The organism is Collinsella sp. An307 (genome assembly GCF_002161805.1).
Taxonomy (GTDB): Bacteria; Actinomycetota; Coriobacteriia; order Coriobacteriales; family Coriobacteriaceae; genus Coprousia.
Genome location: NZ_NFIP01000008.1, coordinates 1 through 21,316 on the forward strand (window position 1 = coordinate 1; position 21,316 = coordinate 21,316).

18 protein-coding genes and 1 tRNA gene are annotated in these 21,316 nt (G+C 62.9%); 14 read left to right on the plus strand and 5 right to left on the minus strand.

What is annotated here, in order from left to right; genetic code table 11:
• Positions 1-266 precede the first annotated feature (266 nt).
• The 3 genes from B5F89_RS07420 (at position 267) to nifJ (ending at position 5,465) form a co-directional block, all read left to right on the plus strand.
• Positions 267-455: a hypothetical protein gene (locus tag B5F89_RS07420; RefSeq protein WP_087431154.1), complete on the plus strand. Its 189-nt coding sequence runs from the start codon at positions 267-269 to the stop codon at positions 453-455.
• Complete coding sequence (locus B5F89_RS07425; protein WP_087431155.1) at positions 456-1,646, plus strand: HIRAN domain-containing protein; 1,191 nt, start codon at positions 456-458, stop codon at positions 1,644-1,646. It abuts the gene before it with no gap.
• 279 nt (positions 1,647-1,925) lie between these two features.
• Positions 1,926-5,465 (plus strand): pyruvate:ferredoxin (flavodoxin) oxidoreductase, encoded by a 3,540-nt coding sequence (gene nifJ, locus B5F89_RS07430; protein WP_087431156.1) that lies wholly within the window; start codon positions 1,926-1,928, stop codon positions 5,463-5,465.
• Positions 5,466-5,838: 373 nt separating this feature from the next.
• Here nifJ and B5F89_RS07435 read toward each other — a convergent pair whose 3' ends face one another.
• The 5 genes from B5F89_RS07435 to B5F89_RS07455 form a co-directional block, all read right to left on the minus strand.
• Positions 5,839-6,894, minus strand: coding sequence for a MupG family TIM beta-alpha barrel fold protein (locus B5F89_RS07435; RefSeq protein WP_087431157.1), 1,056 nt, complete (start codon positions 6,892-6,894; stop codon positions 5,839-5,841).
• A gap of 147 nt (positions 6,895-7,041) precedes the next feature.
• Entirely contained in the window at positions 7,042-8,496 is a 1,455-nt protein-coding gene (locus B5F89_RS07440; protein WP_087431158.1) for a PTS transporter subunit EIIC, read from the minus strand.
• A gap of 18 nt (positions 8,497-8,514) precedes the next feature.
• Positions 8,515-9,411, minus strand: coding sequence for an N-acetylmuramic acid 6-phosphate etherase (gene murQ / locus B5F89_RS07445; RefSeq protein WP_087431159.1), 897 nt, complete (start codon positions 9,409-9,411; stop codon positions 8,515-8,517).
• Positions 9,383-10,309: a MurR/RpiR family transcriptional regulator gene (locus B5F89_RS07450; protein ID WP_239286712.1), complete on the minus strand. Its 927-nt coding sequence runs from the start codon at positions 10,307-10,309 to the stop codon at positions 9,383-9,385. The genes murQ and B5F89_RS07450 overlap by 29 nt, the downstream gene beginning before the upstream one ends.
• A gap of 200 nt (positions 10,310-10,509) precedes the next feature.
• A complete protein-coding gene (locus tag B5F89_RS07455; RefSeq protein WP_204230645.1) occupies positions 10,510-11,232 on the minus strand; it encodes a C39 family peptidase in 723 nt (240 codons plus the stop codon).
• A 336-nt stretch (positions 11,233-11,568) separates the two neighbouring features.
• Between B5F89_RS07455 and B5F89_RS07460 the strand changes: the two genes are divergently transcribed.
• From B5F89_RS07460 to rbr, 11 genes are all read left to right on the plus strand, one after another.
• Entirely contained in the window at positions 11,569-12,513 is a 945-nt protein-coding gene (locus tag B5F89_RS07460) for a zinc dependent phospholipase C family protein (RefSeq protein WP_087431161.1), read from the plus strand.
• 169 nt (positions 12,514-12,682) lie between these two features.
• Positions 12,683-13,933: an MFS transporter gene (locus B5F89_RS07465; protein ID WP_087431162.1), complete on the plus strand. Its 1,251-nt coding sequence runs from the start codon at positions 12,683-12,685 to the stop codon at positions 13,931-13,933.
• A 78-nt stretch (positions 13,934-14,011) separates the two neighbouring features.
• Complete coding sequence (locus B5F89_RS07470; RefSeq protein WP_255375176.1) at positions 14,012-14,641, plus strand: QueT transporter family protein; 630 nt, start codon at positions 14,012-14,014, stop codon at positions 14,639-14,641.
• A 125-nt stretch (positions 14,642-14,766) separates the two neighbouring features.
• On the plus strand, positions 14,767-15,951 hold the full coding sequence (locus B5F89_RS07475; protein ID WP_087431266.1) for a glycosyltransferase: 1,185 nt from the start codon (positions 14,767-14,769) through the stop codon (positions 15,949-15,951).
• The gene (locus tag B5F89_RS07480) at positions 15,951-17,303 is read left to right on the plus strand and encodes a histidine kinase (protein ID WP_087431163.1); all 1,353 of its coding nucleotides are present in this window, start codon (positions 15,951-15,953) and stop codon (positions 17,301-17,303) included. Before B5F89_RS07475 ends, B5F89_RS07480 begins: the two co-directional genes overlap by 1 nt.
• Positions 17,304-17,408: 105 nt before the next feature.
• A complete protein-coding gene (locus tag B5F89_RS07485; RefSeq protein WP_087431164.1) occupies positions 17,409-18,125 on the plus strand; it encodes a response regulator in 717 nt (238 codons plus the stop codon).
• A 130-nt stretch (positions 18,126-18,255) separates the two neighbouring features.
• Positions 18,256-18,720, plus strand: coding sequence for a YfcE family phosphodiesterase (locus B5F89_RS07490; RefSeq protein ID WP_087431165.1), 465 nt, complete (start codon positions 18,256-18,258; stop codon positions 18,718-18,720).
• Between the two features lie 141 nt (positions 18,721-18,861).
• Positions 18,862-18,939: transfer RNA gene (locus B5F89_RS07495), tRNA-Asp, on the plus strand.
• A 181-nt stretch (positions 18,940-19,120) separates the two neighbouring features.
• On the plus strand, positions 19,121-19,609 hold the full coding sequence (locus tag B5F89_RS07500) for an Rrf2 family transcriptional regulator (RefSeq protein WP_087431166.1): 489 nt from the start codon (positions 19,121-19,123) through the stop codon (positions 19,607-19,609).
• Positions 19,610-19,617: 8 nt separating this feature from the next.
• Positions 19,618-20,535 (plus strand): adenine glycosylase, encoded by a 918-nt coding sequence (locus tag B5F89_RS07505; RefSeq protein WP_087431167.1) that lies wholly within the window; start codon positions 19,618-19,620, stop codon positions 20,533-20,535.
• A 100-nt stretch (positions 20,536-20,635) separates the two neighbouring features.
• Positions 20,636-21,175 (plus strand): rubrerythrin, encoded by a 540-nt coding sequence (gene rbr / locus B5F89_RS07510; RefSeq protein ID WP_087431168.1) that lies wholly within the window; start codon positions 20,636-20,638, stop codon positions 21,173-21,175.
• Positions 21,176-21,316: the final 141 nt, after the last annotated feature.

Below are 21,316 nucleotides of genomic sequence, written 5' to 3' on the forward strand. Positions count from 1 at the left end.
CCCCCCCCCTACGTCCAAAAGTAGGGTCGGGCACGAGCAACTCCTTTGCCGCCACGGGCGATGGCGCGGCTGGCGGTATGGGACAGACTATATATACGTACAGGGTTAATAATAGAGTATTGTGCAAACGGATGCGTGTCTGCCGAGGGGCTGATTTGACACTTGGCCGATGCCCGCAGGATGGTTCGTTATGTTGTCCGCACGACGGGGGATACTTTAACCATTGAGAGGCAACGACCTGCTTGAGGTGGTTGGAGGGGCGCCCTATGGACGAGAAGATTCTGGTTGACGTCGACAAGCTGCGTGAGGCGTTGGTGGACGATACGGGCTCGGCGGTGTTTGCGGGTTCGCCGTGGGCGATTGCCGATGTGGCCGAGTTGGAAGATGCCGACCCGCGTGATCTCATCCGCGAAGCGGAGGAGCGCGGGTGGGACCTGCGGCGGTTTGAGGCGTAAATGGGCACTGCGGACGCATGTGTTTTGTTTTGGCTTGAGTTCTGGGTGACGGGCGCGCGCTTTTACCCGGAGGGCATTGCTGCGCTGGGCGCGGATCCTGTGGGCAAGCCGCTCACGCTCGTGCCGGAGCCGGAGAATCCTCACGATCCAAATGCCGTTGCGGTGGTGGTGCCGACTGCGCACGGCGACTGTAAGGCGGGCCACATTCCGCGTACGCTCGCTCGGGAAATGCGCGATGTGCTCAGCGAGCTTGAGCGCATTGCGGATGCTGTTGACGTGTGTTGCGAGGTCATAAGCTGCGGGGAGTCGGGTCCCTACTTCAATCTCTACGGGCGCCTGATTGTTGAGGTGCCGGAGAGTCCGGAGCAGGCACTGGCGCCGGATTCGCTCGCCCGCCGCGTGGCGAGCGCGCTCTATCCTGAGGATGGCTGGCATGAGGAGGAGCTGCCCTGGAGCTTTGAGGCGGTGGTGGAGCTCGCGGGTTCAGAGAATCTGCTCATCGCCCTCCTCATGAGCGACAAGTTGGGGACACCGCTTCTTGCCCGCGACCCAGATATCACGCTTCGTCTTATGGTGGCGGGTAAGGCCGCCTCGGCCGCCGTTGCGCGACGTCGCGGTGCGCCTGTCAAAGGGTGGCCTGATTTGGAGGTGTTCTACGCGGACCCGGCGGATCTGCAGCGCCTCGCCGCTTCGTGCTGCGCCCTTAGAGAGGCGGGCGAGCACTTCTCGCGCGAAGAGTGTTCAGCCCTGCTTACCGAGACGCTGCGCATTCTTTGCGACACCAGCGGGAGCGCAGACTTCAAACGTGAGCGCTACGGCATCGACCGCGTAACGTTCCTGCGCGAGAAGCACGCCGAGTGGGCGGAGCTTTTGGGTCCTGCCAGCGCGATTGTAGAGGTAGTCCGGGCCGAGGGCTATGCCGCAAAAAACGGTAACGTAGCAGAGCTTCTGCCCGAGAAGGCCGTCTTTTGGGCGCGCGATGCCCTTAAGAGCACCGCTGTTCGCCGCGCGCTGCCATGGGTGTTCCTGTGCGCTTTTGCCCCGCGCCTTGGCAAGGGGTTTGGCGCGTTCACGTGGGAAGGGCTCGCGCCCGAGGAATATGCGTTTGCGGCCGAGCTCCTCGCCAACGCCCATCCCCGCGGTCTCAAGGCCCTGCTTCGGCATGCGGCGGAGGCGGATGCCGAGGCGTAGCGTTTTCGCTTAATGGGCAATCGGGCGGGCGCCGCGGCTTGCGATTACCCGCTCGTCCAAAACGTTGGCGCGCGAGCGAATTATTCGGTCCGTGTCGCGGTACAATAACCCTGCATGCGTATTTCTGTTGCAAGGTGCGCTCGACGTTTTCGCCGCCGTCGCTCCGCCACCTTCCGGATACGGTAGATGACCTGCAGAAATTCGCAAGCGCCGTTGATTGTCCGGCATGCAAGGGAGCATGCCGGGGGACTGTATACCTACACGAGAGGAGAGGGGTATATGGCGCGTTCGTTCAAGTCCATGGACGGCAACGAGGCGGCTGCATACGTATCGTATGCATTCACCGAGGTTGCGGGTATCTACCCGATTACGCCGTCCAGCCCGATGGCCGACCACGTCGACCAGTGGGCAGCTCAGGGCAAGAAGAACATCTTTGGCACGAAGGTGAACGTCATCGAGATGGAGTCCGAGGCTGGCGCCGCGGGCACCGTCCACGGCTCGCTTTGCGCGGGTGCGCTGACCACCACCTACACGGCGTCTCAGGGTCTTCTGCTCATGATCCCGAACATGTACAAGATCGCTGGCGAGCACCTGCCGGGCGTGTTCCACGTCTCCGCGCGTACCGTTGCTTCGCACGCGCTCAACATCTTCGGTGATCACTCCGACGTCATGGCCTGCCGCCAGACCGGTTTTGCCATGCTCGCCGAGACCAACGTCCAGGAGGTCATGGACCTTTCGGCCGTCGCGCACCTCTCTGCCATCAAGGGTCGCGTGCCGTTCCTGAACTTCTTCGACGGCTTCCGCACCTCCCATGAGATTCAGAAGGTCGCTACGTGGGATTACGCCGACCTCGCCGAGATGTGCGACATGGACGCTGTCCAGGCCTTCCGCGATCACGCGCTCAACCCCGAGCATCCGGTCAACCGCGGTACGCACGAGGACGGCGACGTCTTCTTCCAGCACCGTGAGGCCTGCAACACCACCTACAACGAGCTCCCCGCCGTTGTTGAGGACTACATGAACCAGGTGAACGCCAAGCTCGGCACCAACTATCACCTGTTCGACTACTACGGCGCCGCTGACGCCGACCGCGTGGTCGTCTGCATGGGTTCGTTCTGCGACACCCTCGAGGAGGTCATCGACTACCTCAACGCTCACGGCGAGAAGGCCGGCCTCGTCAAGGTCCGCCTGTATCGCCCCTGGTCGCTCGAGCACTTCATGGCCGCTCTCCCCGAGACGGTCAAGAAGATCGCCGTTCTCGACCGCACCAAGGAGGCCGGCTCCCTCGGCGAGCCCCTCTACGAGGATGTTGTCTCCTCGCTCTACGAGACGGGCAAGACCGACATCGTCGTGGTCGGCGGCCGTTACGGCCTCGGTTCCAAGGACGAGCCGCCCGCGGCTGCGTTCTCGGTCTACGAGGAGCTCAAGGCCGACGAGCCCAAGCGCGAGTTCACCATCGGTATCGTGGACGACGTCACCAACCTGTCGCTCCCGATGGACGCCGATGCGCCCAACACCGCTGCTGAGGGCACCATCGAGTGCAAGTTCTGGGGTCTCGGCGGCGACGGTACCGTCGGTGCCAACAAGAACTCGATCAAGATCATCGGCGACCACACCGACAAGTACGTCCAGGCCTACTTCCAGTACGACTCCAAGAAGACGGGCGGCGTGACCATCAGCCACCTGCGCTTTGGCGACAAGCCCATCAAGAGCCCGTACTACATCACCAAGGCCGACTTCGTGGCGTGCCACAACCCGAGCTACATCACGAAGCACTTCAAGATCGCTCAGGGTGTGAAGCCCGGCGGTACGCTCATGATCAACTGCCAGTGGAGCTTCGACGAGCTTGCCGAGCACCTTTCCGCGGCTGAGAAGCGCTACATCGCCAAGAACAACATCCAGCTCTACACCATCAACGCCATCGACCTGGCGGTCCAGGTGGGTATGGGCAAGCGCACCAACACCATCCTCCAGTCCGCGTTCTTCACGCTGGCCGGTGTCCTCCCGCAGGAGGACGCGATCCAGTACATGAAGGCCGCTGCCGAGAAGTCCTACGCCAAGAAGGGCCAGGACGTCGTCGAGGCCAACTGGAAGGCCATCGACGCCGGCGCCACCGCGTTTGAGAAGCACGAGGTCCCCGCTGAGTGGGCCGACGCCTCCGACGACGCTCCCGCCGCTGAGCTCAAGGGTCGCCCCGAGCTCATCAAGCAGGTCAAGGAGATCATGGAGCCCATCAACCGCATGGAGGGCGACGAGCTCCCCGTGTCTGCGTTCAAGGGCCACGAGGACGGTCAGTTCGAGCAGGGCGCTTCCGCCTACGAGAAGCGCGGCGTCGCCGTTATGGTGCCGCACTGGGACGAGACCAAGTGCATCCAGTGCAACCAGTGCTCCTATGTCTGCCCGCACGCCACGATCCGCCCGTTCGGCCTCACCGAGGACGAGATCGCCGCTGCGCCCGAGAACCTGCGCACCATCGACATCAAGGTCCCGAAGGACACGGGCCTCAAGTTCACGATGGCCATCAGCCCGCTCGACTGCATGGGCTGCACCAACTGCGCGAAGGTCTGCCCGAAGGACGCCCTCACCATGGTGCCGACCGAGCAGGAGCTCGCCGAGCAGCAGGTCTTCGACTACTGCGTCGAGAACGTTGCTCCCAAGCCGGTCCTCGAGTCCAACAACGTCAAGGGCAGCCAGTTTGTCCAGCCGCTGCTTGAGTTCTCCGGCTCCTGCGCCGGCTGCGCCGAGACGGCCTACGCGCGCCTGGTCACCCAGGTCTGCGGCGACCGCATGTTCATCTCCAACGCCACCGGCTGCTCCTCGATTTGGGGCAACCCCGCGGCCCGCAGCCCCTACACCGTCAACAAGGACGGCCATGGTCCTGCGTGGAACAACAGCCTCTTCGAGGACAACGCCGAGCACGGTCTGGGCATGGCTCTTGGTTACGAGGCCGTCCAGGACAAGCTCGTCGCCGAGACCGAGGCGCTCATCGCTGCCGACGGCACGCCCGAGGCTGTGAAGACCGCTGGTCGGGCCTGGATCGACGCCCGTAAGGACGCCGAGGCCAGCAAGACCGCTGCCGCCGCCTACATCGAGGCCCTCGAGGCTTGCGGCTGCGACGCTGCCAAGAAGATCCTCGCCGACAAGTCCTTCCTCACCAAGAAGTCCTTCTGGATTCTCGGTGGCGACGGTTGGGCGTACGACATCGGCTTCGGTGGCCTGGACCACGTCCTCGCCTCTGGCCACGACGTCAACGTCTTCGTCTTCGACACCGAGGTGTACTCCAACACCGGCGGCCAGGCCTCCAAGGCCTCGAACCTCGGCCAGGTGGCCCAGTTCGCCGCTGCTGGTAAGCACACCAAGAAGAAGAGCCTCGCCGAGATTGCGATGAGCTACGGTTACGTCTACGTGGCGCAGGTCGCTATGGGCGCCAACCCCGCTCAGACCCTCAAGGCCATCCAGGAGGCCGAGGCCTACGACGGCCCGTCCATCATCATCGGCTACGCTCCCTGCGAGATGCACTCCATCAAGAAGGGCGGCATGCAGAACTGCCAGGCCGAGATGAAGAAGGCCGTGGACTGCGGTTACTGGAACCTCTTCCGCTTCAACCCCGCCGCCGAGGTGGGCAAGAAGTTCACCCTCGACTCCAAGGAGCCGAAGGGCGGCTACCAGGACTTCCTGATGAACGAGGCCCGCTACGCTTCGCTCAGCCGTGTCCTGCCGCAGGATCAGGTCGACGCGCTCTTCCAGGCCAACGAGGCCGCGGCTATGGCGCGCTACCAGCACCTGCTCAAGCTCAAGGACGTCTACGCAGAGGTCTAAGGGTTAAGGGTTAACGCCTAACGGAAAGCCCCGGAGGGTTTCCACGCGAACGTCCTCGCGCTTACGCGCTGCGGAATGTTCGCTTAGGAAATCCCTCCGGGGCTTTTCTGTGTTGAAGGGGGCATTGGATCCCTTTGATGGTCACTGACCCCCGCAGAATAATGATTTGCGGTCTTTGAGGGCGCCGTGATGGCCCCGAACAGACTGATTCGGACGTCATGGCAAAGACCTAAAAACCCGTTATCTGGGAAAACAGTGCGCCTGCCCTCTGACAGGGGATGCCCTTGCGCTCTAATAGAGGGGGTCTTTTATTATTCTGCCGGGGTCTGTGACCACCGCACCCTCTTATGGAGGGCGCAAGAGTGCTTTTTGCCTACGGGCGCATGAGTTTGATGCCCATTCCGCGCACGAGATAGGGAAGAAACGCGCGGTCCGCTTCGATGACCGCGCCCGCAATGTTCATGCGCGCATCTGCAGGGAGATCGACGCGTGATATTTCCATCTCGCCCGCGTAACGGCCGTAAGCAGCGTTAGAGATAGCGATGGTGCCACAGGGGCGCGCCGCCGGCGCGTTCGGCTCAAAGGGCGTCGCAGGGGCGAGCGTCGTGCGCGACTCGGGGGAGCGGAATATGTATTCGCTCGAATCGGGCCGATCGTGATGAATCTGTCCGTACAGATAGGAGTAGGAATCTCTAATCTCGGCACGAAGCGGGAGATACCCAGCCGAGAGGCAGGAGAGTGCGTCCCATGATTTATCGGTAAGTCCCGGATCGCCTACGAGGACAACGTCGGTTTCGCCGGCAACGCTGAGCTCGAGCATATTGAGCGCCACGCGCTCCTTTTGGTCGCGATGCTCCTCGACGGTAGGAAGGCCCTCAAAGAGCGGCCCGCGGAGCCTGCCGTCGCCGGGTACGAAGCCCATGGTGGTGAAACCGAGGCTGGAGAGGCGCTGGTTAATACGGCGCACCTCATCGATGGAAAGCGCGGTGTAGCGCTTGGGATAGAAGTTATGGCACGCAGCGAACCGCGTGAAGTCCGCGCCCGCCGCTTGCCAGGCGCGGATGTCCTCCGCAGAGATGGTGGATGCGTTGAAGACGATGCGGAAGCTGCGGGACAGCTCGACGGTCTCGCGTGCGTTGAAGCCAAAGTCGAGCCGCACGGTGGTGATGCCGAGCTCGAGCAGGTCCTCGATGCGCGAACAGCCGAGCTTATCAAGGGTGACCGGGCTCACGTCGACCATGAGGTCGATGCCGGCGTCTTGGCAGCAGGTAAGAAGATGGCGGGCGGTATCCGCATAGACGACCCCGGTTTCCTCCGGTATGTGGAGCGAGGTGAAGGCAAGGGTGACGCCGGCGGCGTGGGCGCGCTCAATGGTGCGCTCGTTTTGCTCGATGTCCTCGCTGAAGTAGAGAGAGATTCCGGTTTGCATGGCGATCTCCTTTCCCGCTGCCCGCATCATAGCCGAATGCGCGACGTGCCTGCGACGAATTGCTCAAAACAGGGGCGGGCCCCGGCGCTCTGCCCGGGCCCGCCCCGACCGCCGGCTACTGCCTGGACGGAATTGCCTGGTCTGGCGTTAGACGCCCGCGACCTCCTCGGGCTTCACGAAGATGTTGGTGATGATAAAGCCGCCGATGTAGCTGATCACCAGGCCGACGACGTAGAAGACCATCGACATGGTCGCGCTGTTGGCGCCCTGCGTCATGAGCGGGATGGCGATGAGGCCGGAGGGGCCCCAGGCCGTGGCGCCGATCTGGCAGGCCATGACGAACGCGCCGCCGAAGCCCGCGCCGAGGCCGGCGGTGACGAAGGGCTTACCCATGGGCAGCGTGACGCCGTAGATGAGCGGCTCGCCGACGCCGAGGAAGCCGGCGGGCAGCGCGCCGTCGATGACGGAGCGGATGCGCTCGTTGTTGACCTTCTTGGCCTTGAGGTAGATGGCGATGGCGGCGCCCACCTGGCCGGCGCCCGCCATGGCGAGCGTCGGGTACAGGGTCACGTAGCCGAGGGACTCAAGCTGGACGGAGTATAGGGCGACGAGGCCGTGGTGCATGCCCATTGCGACAAGCGGCAGGAAGAGCGCGGAGGCGATGTAGCCGCCGATGATGCGCACGGGGAGCAGCGGGTTCATGCAGACCTGCTCGACGACCCACACGAGGGCGGTGGAGACATAGCCGGTGATCGGCATGACGATGAACACGTACGGCACGACCGTGATGATGAGGGTCAGCAGCGGGGTGCACACGATATCCAGCGCGTCGGGCATGCGCTTGCGGATGGCGCGCTCGACCTGGCACATGAACCAGACGCCGAGGATGACGGCGAGGACGCCGCCGCGGCCGGCGCGCAGGATGGCGTCGAGCGGCTGGGCCTCGTTGTAGAGTCCGACGAGCATCGAGATGTTGTCGATGTTGGCGAGCGAGGTCATCATGCCGAGCATGCCGCCGAGGATCGGGGTGCCGCCGAACTGCTCGGCAGCGCGGTAGCCCGCCCACGCGGTGATGTAGGTGAGTAGCGAGGAGTTGATGAGGGCGAGCATGTTCCAGACGGTGCCCCAGACCACATCGCTTGCGTAGTCGGGGTAGAGCTGGGCCAGGAGCGTGCCCAGGCCGGAGCAGATGCCCGCGGCGACGACGCCGGGGATCAGCGGGATGAAGATCTGGCCGACGGTCTTGAGGGCGCGCTTGACCTTGCCCTCGGACTGGCCCGCCTTGACGGCGGCCTTGTTGGCCTGCCAGTCGTTGTCGGTGGAGACGCCGGCGTCCGCGGCGGACGCCGGGATGCCCAGGGCGGCGCAGGCGTCGGCGCACTTGCGCGACTTGCCGGGACCCACGACGATCTCGAGGTAGGTGGGCTCGTCGCGAACGAGACCGAGCACGCCCTCGGCGTTCTTGATGCCCTCCTCGTCGACCTTGTCGCCGTCGGTCACGCGCACGCGCAGGCGCGTCATGCAGTTGGTGGCCGAGCGCACGTTGTCTTTGCCTCCCAATAGGGTCAGCAACTGCTCAACGAGCTTTTCTTCGTTTGCCATACGTTCCTCCCTTATCCGTTATGCCTTCAGCGCGCCGCGGACATGGCCCTCGGCGGCGTCGAGCGCTTCTCTGGCATCCTCTGCCGTCTGCCCGTTCAGGATCATGACGATGGCGGTCTTGACGTGGCCGTTTGCAGCCGCGAGCGCCTCGATGGCTTCGCCGCGCGAGCACTCGGTGGCCGCCATGCAGATGTTCTGCGCGCGCGTCACGAGCTTCTCGTTGGTCTGCTGCACGTCGACCATGAGGTTCTGGTAGACCTTGCCAAGACCGACCATGGTTGCCGTCGAGATCATGTTGAGGATGAGCTTCTGGGCGGTACCCGCCTTGAGGCGCGTCGAGCCCGTGAGCACCTCGGGCCCGCAAACGGGCTCGATGACGAGGTCGGCGTGCTGGCCTATGACCGAGTTCTTGTTGCAGGCGATGGCGACGGTGTGCGCACCAACGCTTTTCGCGTAGTCAAGAGCGTGCGAGACATAGGGCGTGCGGCCGCTCGCGGCGAGACCCACGACGGTATCCTTCTCCGTGAGACCGAGCGCCTTGAGGTCCTCCACACCGAGCACGGTGCTGTCCTCGGCGCCCTCGACCGCCTGGATGAAGGCGCGCTCGCCGCCGGCGATGAGGCCCACGACCAGGTCGGGCGAGACGCCAAAGGTCGGCGGGCACTCGGCGGCATCGAGCACGCCAAGGCGGCCGCTCGTGCCGGCTCCCATGTAGATGAGGCGCCCTCCCTGCTTCAGGCTTTCCGTCGACCACTCGATCGCTTGCGCAATGTGAGGCAGCTCCTCGTGGATGGCCTCAATGACCTTGCCGTCCTCGCGATTCATCGTCGTGACGATCTCGAGTGGCGACATCTCGTCCAAATCCATGGTGTCTGGATTGCGCGTCTCAGTGGTCAGCTTTGTCAGATCGAGCATCGGATCCTCCCCTCCTTTCCTTGGATGCCTTACGGCGTCCTTCCGGATCCTCCTTTACGGTGTAGTTGCGCCGGATCAGCGCCGAGCAGCGCTCAAAATCCTTGGCAACGCACACGGCATACAGCGCGTCGATCATGACCATCTGCGACATGCGTGAACCCATGGCGCCGCTTCTGATCAGTGGCTCGTCCGCTGCGATACCCAAAACGTAGTCGGCTTGGCGCGCAAGCCCTGCATCGTTTCCGATGCGCGTTATAGCGATGACCCGGGCCCCCTGCTGGCGCGCATAACGGGCGCACTCGATCATCTCCTCGGTAAAACCCGAGTAGCTGATCACAATGGCCAGGTCGTTGGGATGCATGTTCTTGGCAAACAGGCGCTGGTTGTGCCAGTCGTCGTTGACGACGCACATCTTGTCGATGCGCGTGAGCTTCATCTCAAGGTCGTGCGCCACCAGAAGCGACGCGCCTATGCCAAAGATGCCCACCACACGGCTTTGGAGAATGAGCTGTGCACAGCGCTCGAGCGTGGCAGCGTCAATCAAACGGCCGGTTGCCTCGATGGAGCGCAGGTCGCTCTTTACCACTTTGGCGACGATTTCGTCGGCGCTGTCGCTCGCATCGATTACCTCGAGCGCCATGTCGCCACGTTCCTGCGAGGATGCGAATTCAAAGACGAGCTCGCGCTGGAATTCTTTAAAGCCGCTGCAACCGAGCTTCTTGCAGAAGCGGGTGATGGTGGAAGGGGAGGTATAGGTTTCGCTGGCGAGCTCTCGAATGCTGAGCGAGAGCACGGCCTGCGGGTTCGCCTGAACATAGGCGATGATGTTGCGCTCCGCCGGGCTTGCGTACGGGCGCTGCTCGTTGAGTCGCAAAATCAGACCATGGGTCATGGGCATACCTCCAATATGTCTCCATTTAAGGCGTTGCATGCAAACGTGTCATCCGAATATGGGGATGATGAAAATCTGTTTGATAATATGACGCACGACCTTCCGCCTGCAGGCGGAAATCGACCGTTTGGCTGCAACGAAAAGCCGCCTGCGGAACGTCGCAGGCGGCTGTCTTCAGGATGCGGTTGAGGTGCGAGAGCGGGTCGTTATGCCGAGAAGCTCCAGAAACTGCGCGCGTCGCGGGCGATGATGTTGAAGTCCCACGACACCTTGTTATCCTCGGGTGCGTTGGGGTTGTGGACCCATATCTTGCCGGACTCATCGACCCCGGTAAGCACGATGAAGTGCCCCACGGAGGTGAACGATCCAGGGCCTACGTTAACGATGATGGGGTGCCCCGCTTGGAGCTCGGCGGTAACTGTCTCGGCGTCTGCGCTGAGGCCAGTTGAGGTAAGGCCCAGCTGGGATGCTCCCGTGGTCATGAAGTCCCACGTGGTTGCGTTGTTCTCTACATAGCCGTTCTGCTCGCAGAAGTTTGCCATCTCCATCGGTCCCATGCTGGTGTCTCCGGTGAGCGCGATGTAGACCATTGCCATGCAGGTCGGTCCACAGGCGTTTTTGGCCATGGTTCCGCCCGCATAGCTTTCGTTTGCCCATGTCGCATCGGTTTGGAAGAGCTCGGGGACGGTGCCCTGCTGCCAGGACTCTTTGGGTGTGGAGTTGGGACCGCTGGGATTTTCTGCCGCAGCGGTATTGGTGTCTTCCCCTTGGGCCTCAGAAGATGCGTCGGCGCCTTCTGCGGCCGTAGCGTCTGTGCCCTCGACGGTCTTTTCGGCGGCAGGCGGGAAGATTGCCTGGGCTATAGCGCGCATGCCCGTGACGACGCCAAAGATGAGCAGGGCAATGACGGCAATAGCTGCGATACCCATCACTACGAGCTGCCAGGGGAAATTGGCAAAATTGATGCGCCTTTGGGGACTGCGGGACGCGCCTGCGCGCAAGGTGCCGTTGCGGGGGCGCCTCGATGCGCGGGCACCGGAGGATGAGCTCGCGCGACGGCCGCCGCGCGCTCCGGGAGGCATACGTCTGGGGTTTTCGTGCGTCATGATGCGACCTCGTTTCCTGTTGCTCCAGTGTAGCATGGCTTTTGGAGTCGCTTGTCGTCCGTTGATGGATGCGGGTTCTGGGCATAATGAGGGGCAGCTAGCAAGTGCCTCGGCGTCGCGCGAATCCGCAATGCGTGGTGCCGCTGTAAAGGAGGATATATGCCCGCACTGATCACGCATCATCTTTTTGGCGAGGAGAGCATCGATCGTCTCCCGCAGGGCATCATCACCTCGGAAGATGAGCGCGCGGCCTTTCTCATTGGCAACCAGGGCCCCGACCCGTTCTTCTTCCATGTGCGCACACTCAACGCCCCTGCTTGCATGGAGTTTGGGCGGCGCATGCATCGTTGTCGCATGACGCGGCAGTTCACGGCCCTGCGTGACGGCGTAGGGCACCTTCATCGCTATGACGCCGGCGTGGGTCGTGCGTTTGTGCTCGGCCTGCTGTCACATTACGTGCTCGATCGCGCGGCGCACCCGTTTGTCTACGCGCAGCAATGGGGGATCCAAGAGATGGACTCCACGCTCGATGATGCGGGCTCCCAGGTGCACGGTATCATCGAGGGTGACCTCGACGTGCTGATGCTCCAGCTCAAGCGCGACGGTGCCACCACGGCGGACTATCCGCCCGAGAGCGAGCTTGTGACCACGGCGCGCATCAACAAGGTCGCCGGTGCCCTTATGAGCTTTGTCGCCTCGAGCGTCTACGGCATGCGCATCGGCGCCGCCGAGTACGGCGGTGCGGTGGCCGATATGAAGCTCGCCTACCGTGTGATCGAGCCCGCCGGCTCACCGCTGTCCTTTGCGCTCGGCTCTGTTGAGGGCATCGTCAAAAACTATCCGCTCACGGCGTCGCTCGCGCATCGGGTTACCACAGAGCCCCCGGCTGCCGCCGGCAACCTCGCCCACCTCGCCTGGAACGACCCCTTCACGCAGAAGACCTCGCACGAGAGCTTCCCCGAGGTGTTCGCGCGTGCCCTCGACGATTACGCCGACGAGGCGTCGCGCTTCCTCATGGGCACCGACGTTGTGGAGATTACCGGGCACATCAACTACTCGGGCCGTGTGCTCGCGGCGCACGAGGAGTTTGAGCGCGAGGAGTAGCGTGCTCGGAGCCCGCGTGTCCTGCGGACGCTCGGCTACCAAGTCGTATCGGCATGCGGGGGCGCCGTTGCCGGCGTCCCCGCTCTTTACCGAAACGTGACGTGCGCCACCTCGGCGCCTGCCGTACCATAGTGCCGTATGCACGATGGAAAAGTGGGAGGCACCGGCGATGAAATACACAACGCTCGAGCGTAACTGGGTGATGTACGACGTAGGCAACTCTGCCCTCGTCTTGCTCAACACATCGGTGGTGCCCATCTACTTCGATGCCATCAACACCGCCGCCAACTCCGCCGAGCTCGTGACCGCATGGGCCAACGCCCAGACCATCGCCTCGCTCGTGGTGGCGCTGCTTATGCCCGTGCTGGGCTCGCTCGCCGACTTTGCGGGCAACAAGATCAAGTTCTTCCTCGGCTTTTTCCTCACGGGTCTCGTGCTCTGTCTTGCGCAGGCGCTGCCCATGGGAGCCATGCCCTTCCTCATCGTTTACGTGCTCTGCACCATCGGCCTCAACTCGTCGATGACGTTTTATGACGCGATGCTCCCCGACGTTACGACCGACGAGCGCATGGACGCCGTGTCGAGCTCCGGATACGCCTGGGGCTACGTGGGGTCCTGCGTGCCCTTTATCGTCTGCATCGCGCTCATCATGGGCGGTCCCGCGGTGCTCGGCCTCGACATGCTGCTTTGCACAAGGCTCTCGTTTGTCATCACGGGTGCTTGGTGGCTCGCCTTCACGTTGCCGCTGCTGCGCACCTATCGCCAGCGCTATGGCAAGGAGCTCGCGCCGGGCGAGACCTTTGCGAGCGAGGTCGCAAAGACCATTCGCGGCCTGGTGGGAACCATGCGCCGCATCGCGCGCGACCGCGTGCTCGTCATCTTTATGATCGCGTTTTTCTTCTATATCGACGGCGTCCATACGGTCATCTCGATGGCGACCACCTACGGTACGTCGCTCGGCATCGACTCTACCCAGCTCATTTTGGCTCTGCTCGTCACGCAGTTTGTTGCCTTCCCGTCGGCTATTGCCTACGGGCGCCTCGCTAAGACGCAGGGCACGCTCAAGATGATTATCATCGCCGTTGCCGCTTACGTGGTGATCGTGCTCTTTGCAGCGTTCTTCTTAAAGTCCGCGGTGGAGTTCTGGATTCTCGCCATCGTGGTCGGTATGTTCCAAGGCGGCATCCAAGCGCTTTCGCGCAGCTACTTTGGCAAGCTCATCCCCAAGGAGCGCGCCAACGAGTATTACGGTTTCTTCGACATCTTTGGGCGCTACGCCTCTGTTATGGGAACTCTGCTAGTATCGGTGGTGACATCGCTCACGGGCGATCCTTCTTTAGGAGTGCTTTCCATCGGGATCTTGCTGGTTGTGGGCTTTGTCATGCTCATGAGGCTCGCTCGCATCAAAGGCGTCGCCTAGGTAGGCGGTGCGCGCTCACCTGCGGTGGGGGAGGGCTCTGGGCATCAGTAAAGCCCTCCAACAACAGAAGGTGATCTCTTGAAATCGAATGACATCGCCCAGACGGGTATGATCGCTGCGGTGTACGCGGCGTGCACGCTCATGACCATGCTCTTCTTGGGCAACCTTGCGTGGGGACCCATCCAGTTCCGCATTTCCGAGGCGCTTTGCGCGCTTGCGCTCTTCACGCCCGCCGCGGTGCCCGGCCTCACGCTCGGCTGCGCCATTGCCAACGTCGCCAACATCGCGCTCTCCGGTACGGGTGCGCTCGGCCTTCTCGACGTGGTCTTTGGTTCGGCCGCGACCTGCGCCGGCGCGCTCTTTACCTGGAAACTCCGCGCCCATCCTCTCGTGGCGCTTGCGGGCCCGGTTATTGCCAACGCGCTCATCGTGCCGGCGTATCTGCCGATCCTGCTCACCGCGACCGGCTTTTACACCATCCCATTCACGTCGATCTCGCTCGACGGGGCGTATCCGCTCATGTACCTCTTTGGCCTCGTGACCACCGGCGCGGGCGAAGCGGTTATCATGTATGTACTAGGGTACCCTCTTGGACGCTCCCTGGCGCGCGCCCCGTACTTCCGCGGCCTCTCGCCCTTTGCGGACGAGTCCTCCGTCGGGTCGGGCACGCACGCAGGCTTGGCGAGCGACTCCGGCTCCCGCCGGTAGAAAAGCGCGCCTGGCCTCACGCTCCTAAGTCGCGCATGGTGCGGGACGTTTACGAGGGCAGAGCTGGCCGATAGCGCCAAGCGCGGGCGCTGTCTGCCGAGCGCGGGAGCGTGAGTGCGATGGCTTTGAGGGCCACGATTGTCATCCCGACGTACTGGGCAAGCGGAGCGGACGGGCTCCAGTCTCCCGGTGCCTACGACCATGCAACTGAGCTGGGCGATCCCAACCCGGAACTCGAGCGCTGCCTCGCTTCGCTCGAACAGGTGCGCGATCTTGTCCGCATCATTCTTCTTGTGGTGTGCCCCGTGTCGGCAACCGTCGAGGTCTCCCGCCGCGTGGCCGAGATTGTGGGTGCGCATCCCAAGCTTTCGATAACGACAGTCACCAACGTGGAGGCGGCGCGCATTGCCGACCGCATTGCCGACCTCGCCCCAACGGCAACCGGCGAGTGCGTCTCGCTGCGTGGCTACGGTGCAATCCGCAACATGGGGCTCGCGGTCGCTGCCATCTTTGGGCACGACGCCGTTATCTTTTTGGACGATGACGAGGTTGTCCTCGGGCCCGACTTTATGCGCAAGGCGCTCTACGCGCTCGGCCAGCAAACACGGCAGGGGCTCCCCATTCTTGCCAAGACCGGGTACTTCTACGACCGGGCGGGCTCCCCGCTTGCCGATGAGTCGCACGTGGGCATCGAGCACCGCTGGTGGACAAAGCGAACGGAGTTCAACGCGTGGATGCGTCGCGCCCTTGCGGCCACGCGCATCTCGCGGTCCAACTACGTGTGCGGCGGCTGCCTGGCGCTGCACGCCCGCGCCTATAGCCGCATCCCCTTCGACCCGTTCATCACGCGTGGCGAGGACCTCGACTACCTGTTCAACATGCGCCTCATGGGCCTCGACGTCTGGTTTGACAACCGCTGGGTCGTGCGCCACCTGCCGCCGGAGAGCCGCGAGCGCGCCCCGCGCTTTATGCAGGACATCTACCGCTGGTACTACGAGCGCGCCAAGCTCGCCCACGCGAGCCGGCAAAACGACCTCAACGCCGTCACACCGGCGTCGCTCATGCCTTATCCGGGGCGATGGATCTCCTCCGAGCTCGACGAGCGGGTGCGCAAAACGGCACTCGTACGCGCTCTGGTTACGCGCGAGCACGCAAGCTACCTGCGCATATGGCGCCGCGGTCGCGCGGAGGCCGAGCAGTATGCGCGCGAATACCAAGATGCCTACCTGCGTTTTGCGAGCATCTGGCCTACAATCGTCGATGGCCTATGGAACGACCGCGATCTCGCGGCACTGATTGAGGAGACCTGATGGCATCGACGTACCGGGGAAGGCGCGCCGCCGATCTGGCGCTCTGGGCGGGCACCGTGGTGTGTGCCTGCATCATCGCCGTGATCTTGCTATACCTGTTTGCCACGCATGTGGAGTTCACGCTCACGGGCGTCGCCACGGTGGCGTTCGTGGTCTTTCTCGTACTGTTTGCGCGCTTGTGTCGCAATCCCGATACGCTGCGGTCTCGCTATACAGAAGAGACGCTCTCTGTCGCCTCCGAGATGCTCGAAGCCCTCAAAGACGGCCTCACGCCCGAGAGCGCCCAAGAGATCTGCATGCGCCTTATCCCGCAGACCCGCGCGAGCACCATCGCCATCACCGATGCCGAGCACGTGCTCGCCTGCGTGGGCGACCTTGCCGAGGACTTCCCCGCGGGGTCTCCCATCCACACCAAGGCGACCCACTACGCCATCAAGCACGGCATCGTTCAGTCGTTCATGAACCCGCTCGGTGTCTTGGGCGAGACCGGGCGCCAGATCCAGATTCCTGCCGGCATCATCGCGCCGCTCAAGGTGGGCGAGCGCACGGTTGGCGCGCTCAAGTTCTACTTCCACTCCTCGCGCTCGGTGAACCGCACGCAGTACGCGCTGGTCACGGGCTTCTCCGAGCTGCTCTCCACCCAGCTTGCCATCCACGAGCTCGAGGTTCAGGAGGAGCTCACCGCGCGTGCCGAGGTCCGTGCCCTGCAGGCGCAGATCAACCCGCACTTCCTGTTCAACACGCTCAACACCATCGCCTCCTTCACGCGCACCGACCCCACGCGCGCCCGCGAGCTTCTGCGTGAGTTCTCGTCGTTCTACCGCTCCACGCTCGATAACTCCGGCTCGCTCATCCCTGTCACGCGCGAGATCGCGCAGACGCGCCGCTACCTCACCTTCGAGCAGGCACGCTTTGGCGAGGACCGTATTCAGGCAACGTTTGAGGTGGGCGATGATGTTGCCGACACCCCGGTGCCGGCGTTTATCATTCAGCCGCTGGTTGAAAATGCGGTGCGCCATGCGCTTTCCGACGAGGGGGCGCTCCACATTGCCGTTCGCGTTCAGGCAAGCGAACACAACGCTCTGTGCATCGAAGTGGCCGATGACGGCGTGGGTATGGACGACCAGACGGCGGCGCGCCTCTTCGACGCCTCGCTGCCCAAGCCCGATACAAGCTCTCCTCAGGGCGGCGGCGCGGGTGTTGCCATGCGCAACATCTCCGAGCGTATCCACCGCTTCTACGGCCCGCATTCGTTTGCGCGCGTGGAGTCGACTCCAGGTAAGGGGACGACGGTTACGCTTCACCTCGATCTCTCCGACAGCATATTTGCGCGGGGCGATGGGGTAAAATAGAGAATTGTCCGTGTGCTTGCGGACACATCGATGGAGTTCCCGGTTATCCGGGAGAGCCCTCGGCTGCCGGGGGCAATCGGTTAGAGGTTCGAAAGGGAAGTGCCAATGCTCCGTGCCATGATTGTCGACGATGAGGCTCCCGCCCGCTCCGAGTTGCGTTTCTTGTTGGAGCAGACGGGTAAGACGAGCTCCATCATCGAGGCCTCGAGCGTTCGCTCTGCTATCGAAAAGCTTATGGAGAGCCGCGTTGACGTGGTGTTTCTCGACATTTCCATGCCGAGTGCGTCGGGCCTGCAGTTGGCAGAGGCCCTGCACAAGCTCAAGAACCCGCCTGCCGTTGTGTTTGTGACCGCCTACAGCGACCACGCCGTGGAGGCGTTCGATGTGGACGCGGTCGACTACCTGCTCAAGCCCGTGGAGGAGGAGCGTCTGGAGCGCGCCCTCGCCAAGGTCGCTCTGCACGTCAAGCCGCAGGCCGAGCCCAAGTCGAGCATCGAGCGCATCCCGGTGGAGAAGGGCGGCCGCAAGGTCCTCATCCCCGTCGACCAGATTCGCTACATCATGGCCAAGGACGACTACTCCTGCATCTTTACCGACGACGACCGCTTCCTGTCGACGACCTCGCTCGCTCAGTTTGAGTCGAAGCTCGGCGACTTTGGGTTCTTCCGCGTGCACCGCCGCTACATCGTGAACCTCGCTTGCGTCGAGGACGTCGAGACGGTGCCCTCCGGCGCAATCCAGCTCGGCATCACTGGTACCGACGAGCGTGTGCCCGTCTCGCGCCGTCGTGTCGTGCCGCTCAAAAAGGCGCTCAGCCTGTAGGCGCGCGGTGGGGTTCTGCGCGCTCATCAAACGGCTCTTTGGGCCTGCTGAGCGAGATGTAGAATCTGTTCGCCCTGCTCAGATGTGCTACACTGCCTGCTCGGATACACGAGTAAAGGATTTTCGCGACATGAAGCGCATCGATATCATCTCCGACACCCATGGTCGGCTCTCGCGCGCCCTTCTGGCAGAAATCAAAGGTGCCGACCTTGTCATCCATGCGGGGGACCTGACCTCCGAGGCCGATTGGGACATGCTCCAAAACTACGGCCCCATCAAGGCTGTCCTGGGCAACAATGACTCCTTCTACAACTACGATCCGCCGCTCAAGCGCCTCAACACCTTTGAGTACGAGGGGCTTGTGTTTGCGGTCTCGCATTATCGCGAGGACCTGCCTGTCGGCGCGATCGACGTGGGTGTTTGCGGCCATACGCACCGAGCCCGCGTGGCCGAGCAGGGTCGTTGTTTGGTGGTGAACCCCGGCTCCGCCACGAGCCCGCGCGACTCCGCCAAGCCCTCCATTGCACGCATGTACGTTGAGGACGGCAAGGTGGTCTCCGTTGACATTTTGCGCATCGCAAGTGCCTGGGAGTAGCGCGTCCGTCTTACCGTTGCCGATTCTTGAGACAAAAGCGCAGGTAGCAGTACGAGTTGGACGCTCTGCCAAAATTATTGAAAAAAGTACTTGCGCCGCCGATTGTCTTCTGTGTATACTTACCACCGCAGCATTTGCTGAGGGGAGTTAGCTCAGTTTGGTTAGAGCGCCGGCCTGTCACGTCGGAGGTCGCGGGTTCGAGCCCCGTACTTCCCGCCATTGTCTGCTTTGAGACCCCGCTTCGGCGGGGTCTTTTTTCTAGCTGTCCGATTCGTGCAGGATGCTCTGTCTACTCTTCCGGATGGTATAGTACCTACCGTGTATCATTTCCAACCACCGGTACCGCTTGTGGCGTCGCCGGATTACAGCCCGCTTAGGCGGGCAGCGGCAAGGGGATAGCATGGACATCTCGAGAAAGACCGACTACGCGCTGCGTATCCTCTCTATCTTGGTCGAGAGCGACGGTGCGCTGCTCTCTGTCCGTACGGCGGCCGACCAGGTGGACGTACCCTACTCCTTTGCCCGCTCCATCCAGCACGGTCTCGTGCAGGCTGGCATTATCGAGAGTCTGCGCGGTGTGCACGGCGGTATGCGCCTCAAGGCGGATCCTGCCAAGGTTACCGTTAAAGACATCGTGGAGGCGGTCCAAGGTCCGCTCTACTTCAACGATTGCACCGCGCCCGACGGTTTCTGCGAGCGCATGGACAGCTGCTGCTATCACCCGCTCTGGAACGGCCTCACCGCCCTGGTTGCAAGCTACCTCGACTCCGTCACGCTCGAAGACGTGGTCAAGCACCGCAGGTTCCCCGCCGTCGAGAGCCAGTTCGCCGACCGCGAGGCGTTCTGCTCCTACGCAGGTTGCGGCACTGCCTGGAAGCTCGAGCAGTAACCTCCGCCATGGAACTCAACGCCTTTAGGACCCTTATGCGCGCCGAGGGCGCGCGCCTCTACCGCGATCTGCCGTGGCGCCGCACACGCGAGCCCTACATCATCTGGCTTTCCGAGGTCATGCTCCAGCAGACGCAGGTACCGCGCGTCGAGGGGTATCTGCCGCGCTGGCTCGACCGGTTTCCTTCCGTGGAGGCGCTCGCCGCCGCGCCCGTTGCCGATGTTTTGGAGCTTTGGCAGGGTATGGGCTACAATCGCCGCGCGCTCGCACTGCGCGAGGCCGCGGGGCAGATCGTCTCGCGTTTTGACGGAGTGTTTCCGCACGACACGGCGGAGCTCGTGTCGCTCCCCGGTATTGGCCCCGCTACGGCGCAGGGCATCCGCGCGTTTGCCTTTGACCTGCCCGGCGTGTATCTCGAGACCAACGTGCGGACCGTGTTTCTCCACCACTTCTTTCCCGATGTTCCCGGCGTGCCCGACCGCGAGCTCATTCCGCTGATCGAGCAAACTTGTCCCGCCGCGCCCGAGGATGCCCTGGGGAGCGACTCTATGCCCGACGAACTTCATGCGGCGCCCCAAGATGCCCTCGATACGCCGCGTAACTGGTACTATGCGCTGCTCGACTACGGCGCCTATCTCAAGAAGACCATCCCTAATCCTTCGCGTCGCTCGGCGGGGCATGTGCGGCAGTCTCGTTTTGAGGGCTCGCGTCGCCAGAAGCGGGCAGAGGTCGTACGCTTGCTGCTGGCGGCTCGTGACGAGGGGCTACCTGGGCTTGCCTTCGACGATGTCCGCGCCCGCTTGGACGCGTTTGAGGCAACGGCGGGCCGTAATCCCGTTGCGGCGGATGAGGTGGAGGCGATCCTCGCGGCGCTCGCGCGAGAGGGCTTTTGCGCTGAGAGCGATGGCGTTTGGGCAATTGCGTAGCAACAGATGCCGCTGATGGCGTTGCGCATAAATGGGTATAACAAGTAAACGCGCAGATAGCGCGCAACATACCGTTCTCATAGAAGGGAAAGGGATACCCATGGACTTTGAGAACTCTCAGACCAAGAAGAACCTCGAGACTGCATTTGCCGGTGAGTCGCAGGCTCACACCAAGTATCGTTATTACGCCTCGCAGGCTAAGAAGGACGGCTACGTTCAGATCCAGAACATCTTTATGGAGACGGCCCTCAACGAGTCCGAGCATGCCAAGCTTTGGTTCAAGTACCTGCACGGCGGCGCGGTGCCCGGTACCCTCGACAACCTGAAGGATGCCGCCTCCGGCGAGAACTACGAGTGGACCACCATGTACGACGAGTTCGCGAAGACCGCCGAGGAGGAGGGCTTCAAGGAGATCGCCGCCAAGTTCCGTGGCGTCGGCGCGGTTGAGAAGGCTCATGAGGAGCGCTATCTCAAGCTCGCTGAGCGCGTGGAGAAGGGCGAGGTCTTCGATCGCGAGGGCGTCAAGGTCTGGAAGTGCCTGAACTGCGGCCATCTGCATGTTGGTCCGGCTGCCCCGCAGGTCTGCCCGGTCTGCAACCATCCGCAGAGCTACTTCGAGGAGCAGGTCGTCAACTACTAAGGTCTGAGCTTCACACCTGAGGGGGAGGCCCCCGAAGGAGTTCCCACGCGAACGTCCTCGCGCTTGCGCGCTGCGGAATGTTCGCTTAGGGAATCTCCTTCGGGGGCCTCCTCTTGTTTGAAGCTCGGACGGGCCGGGGGT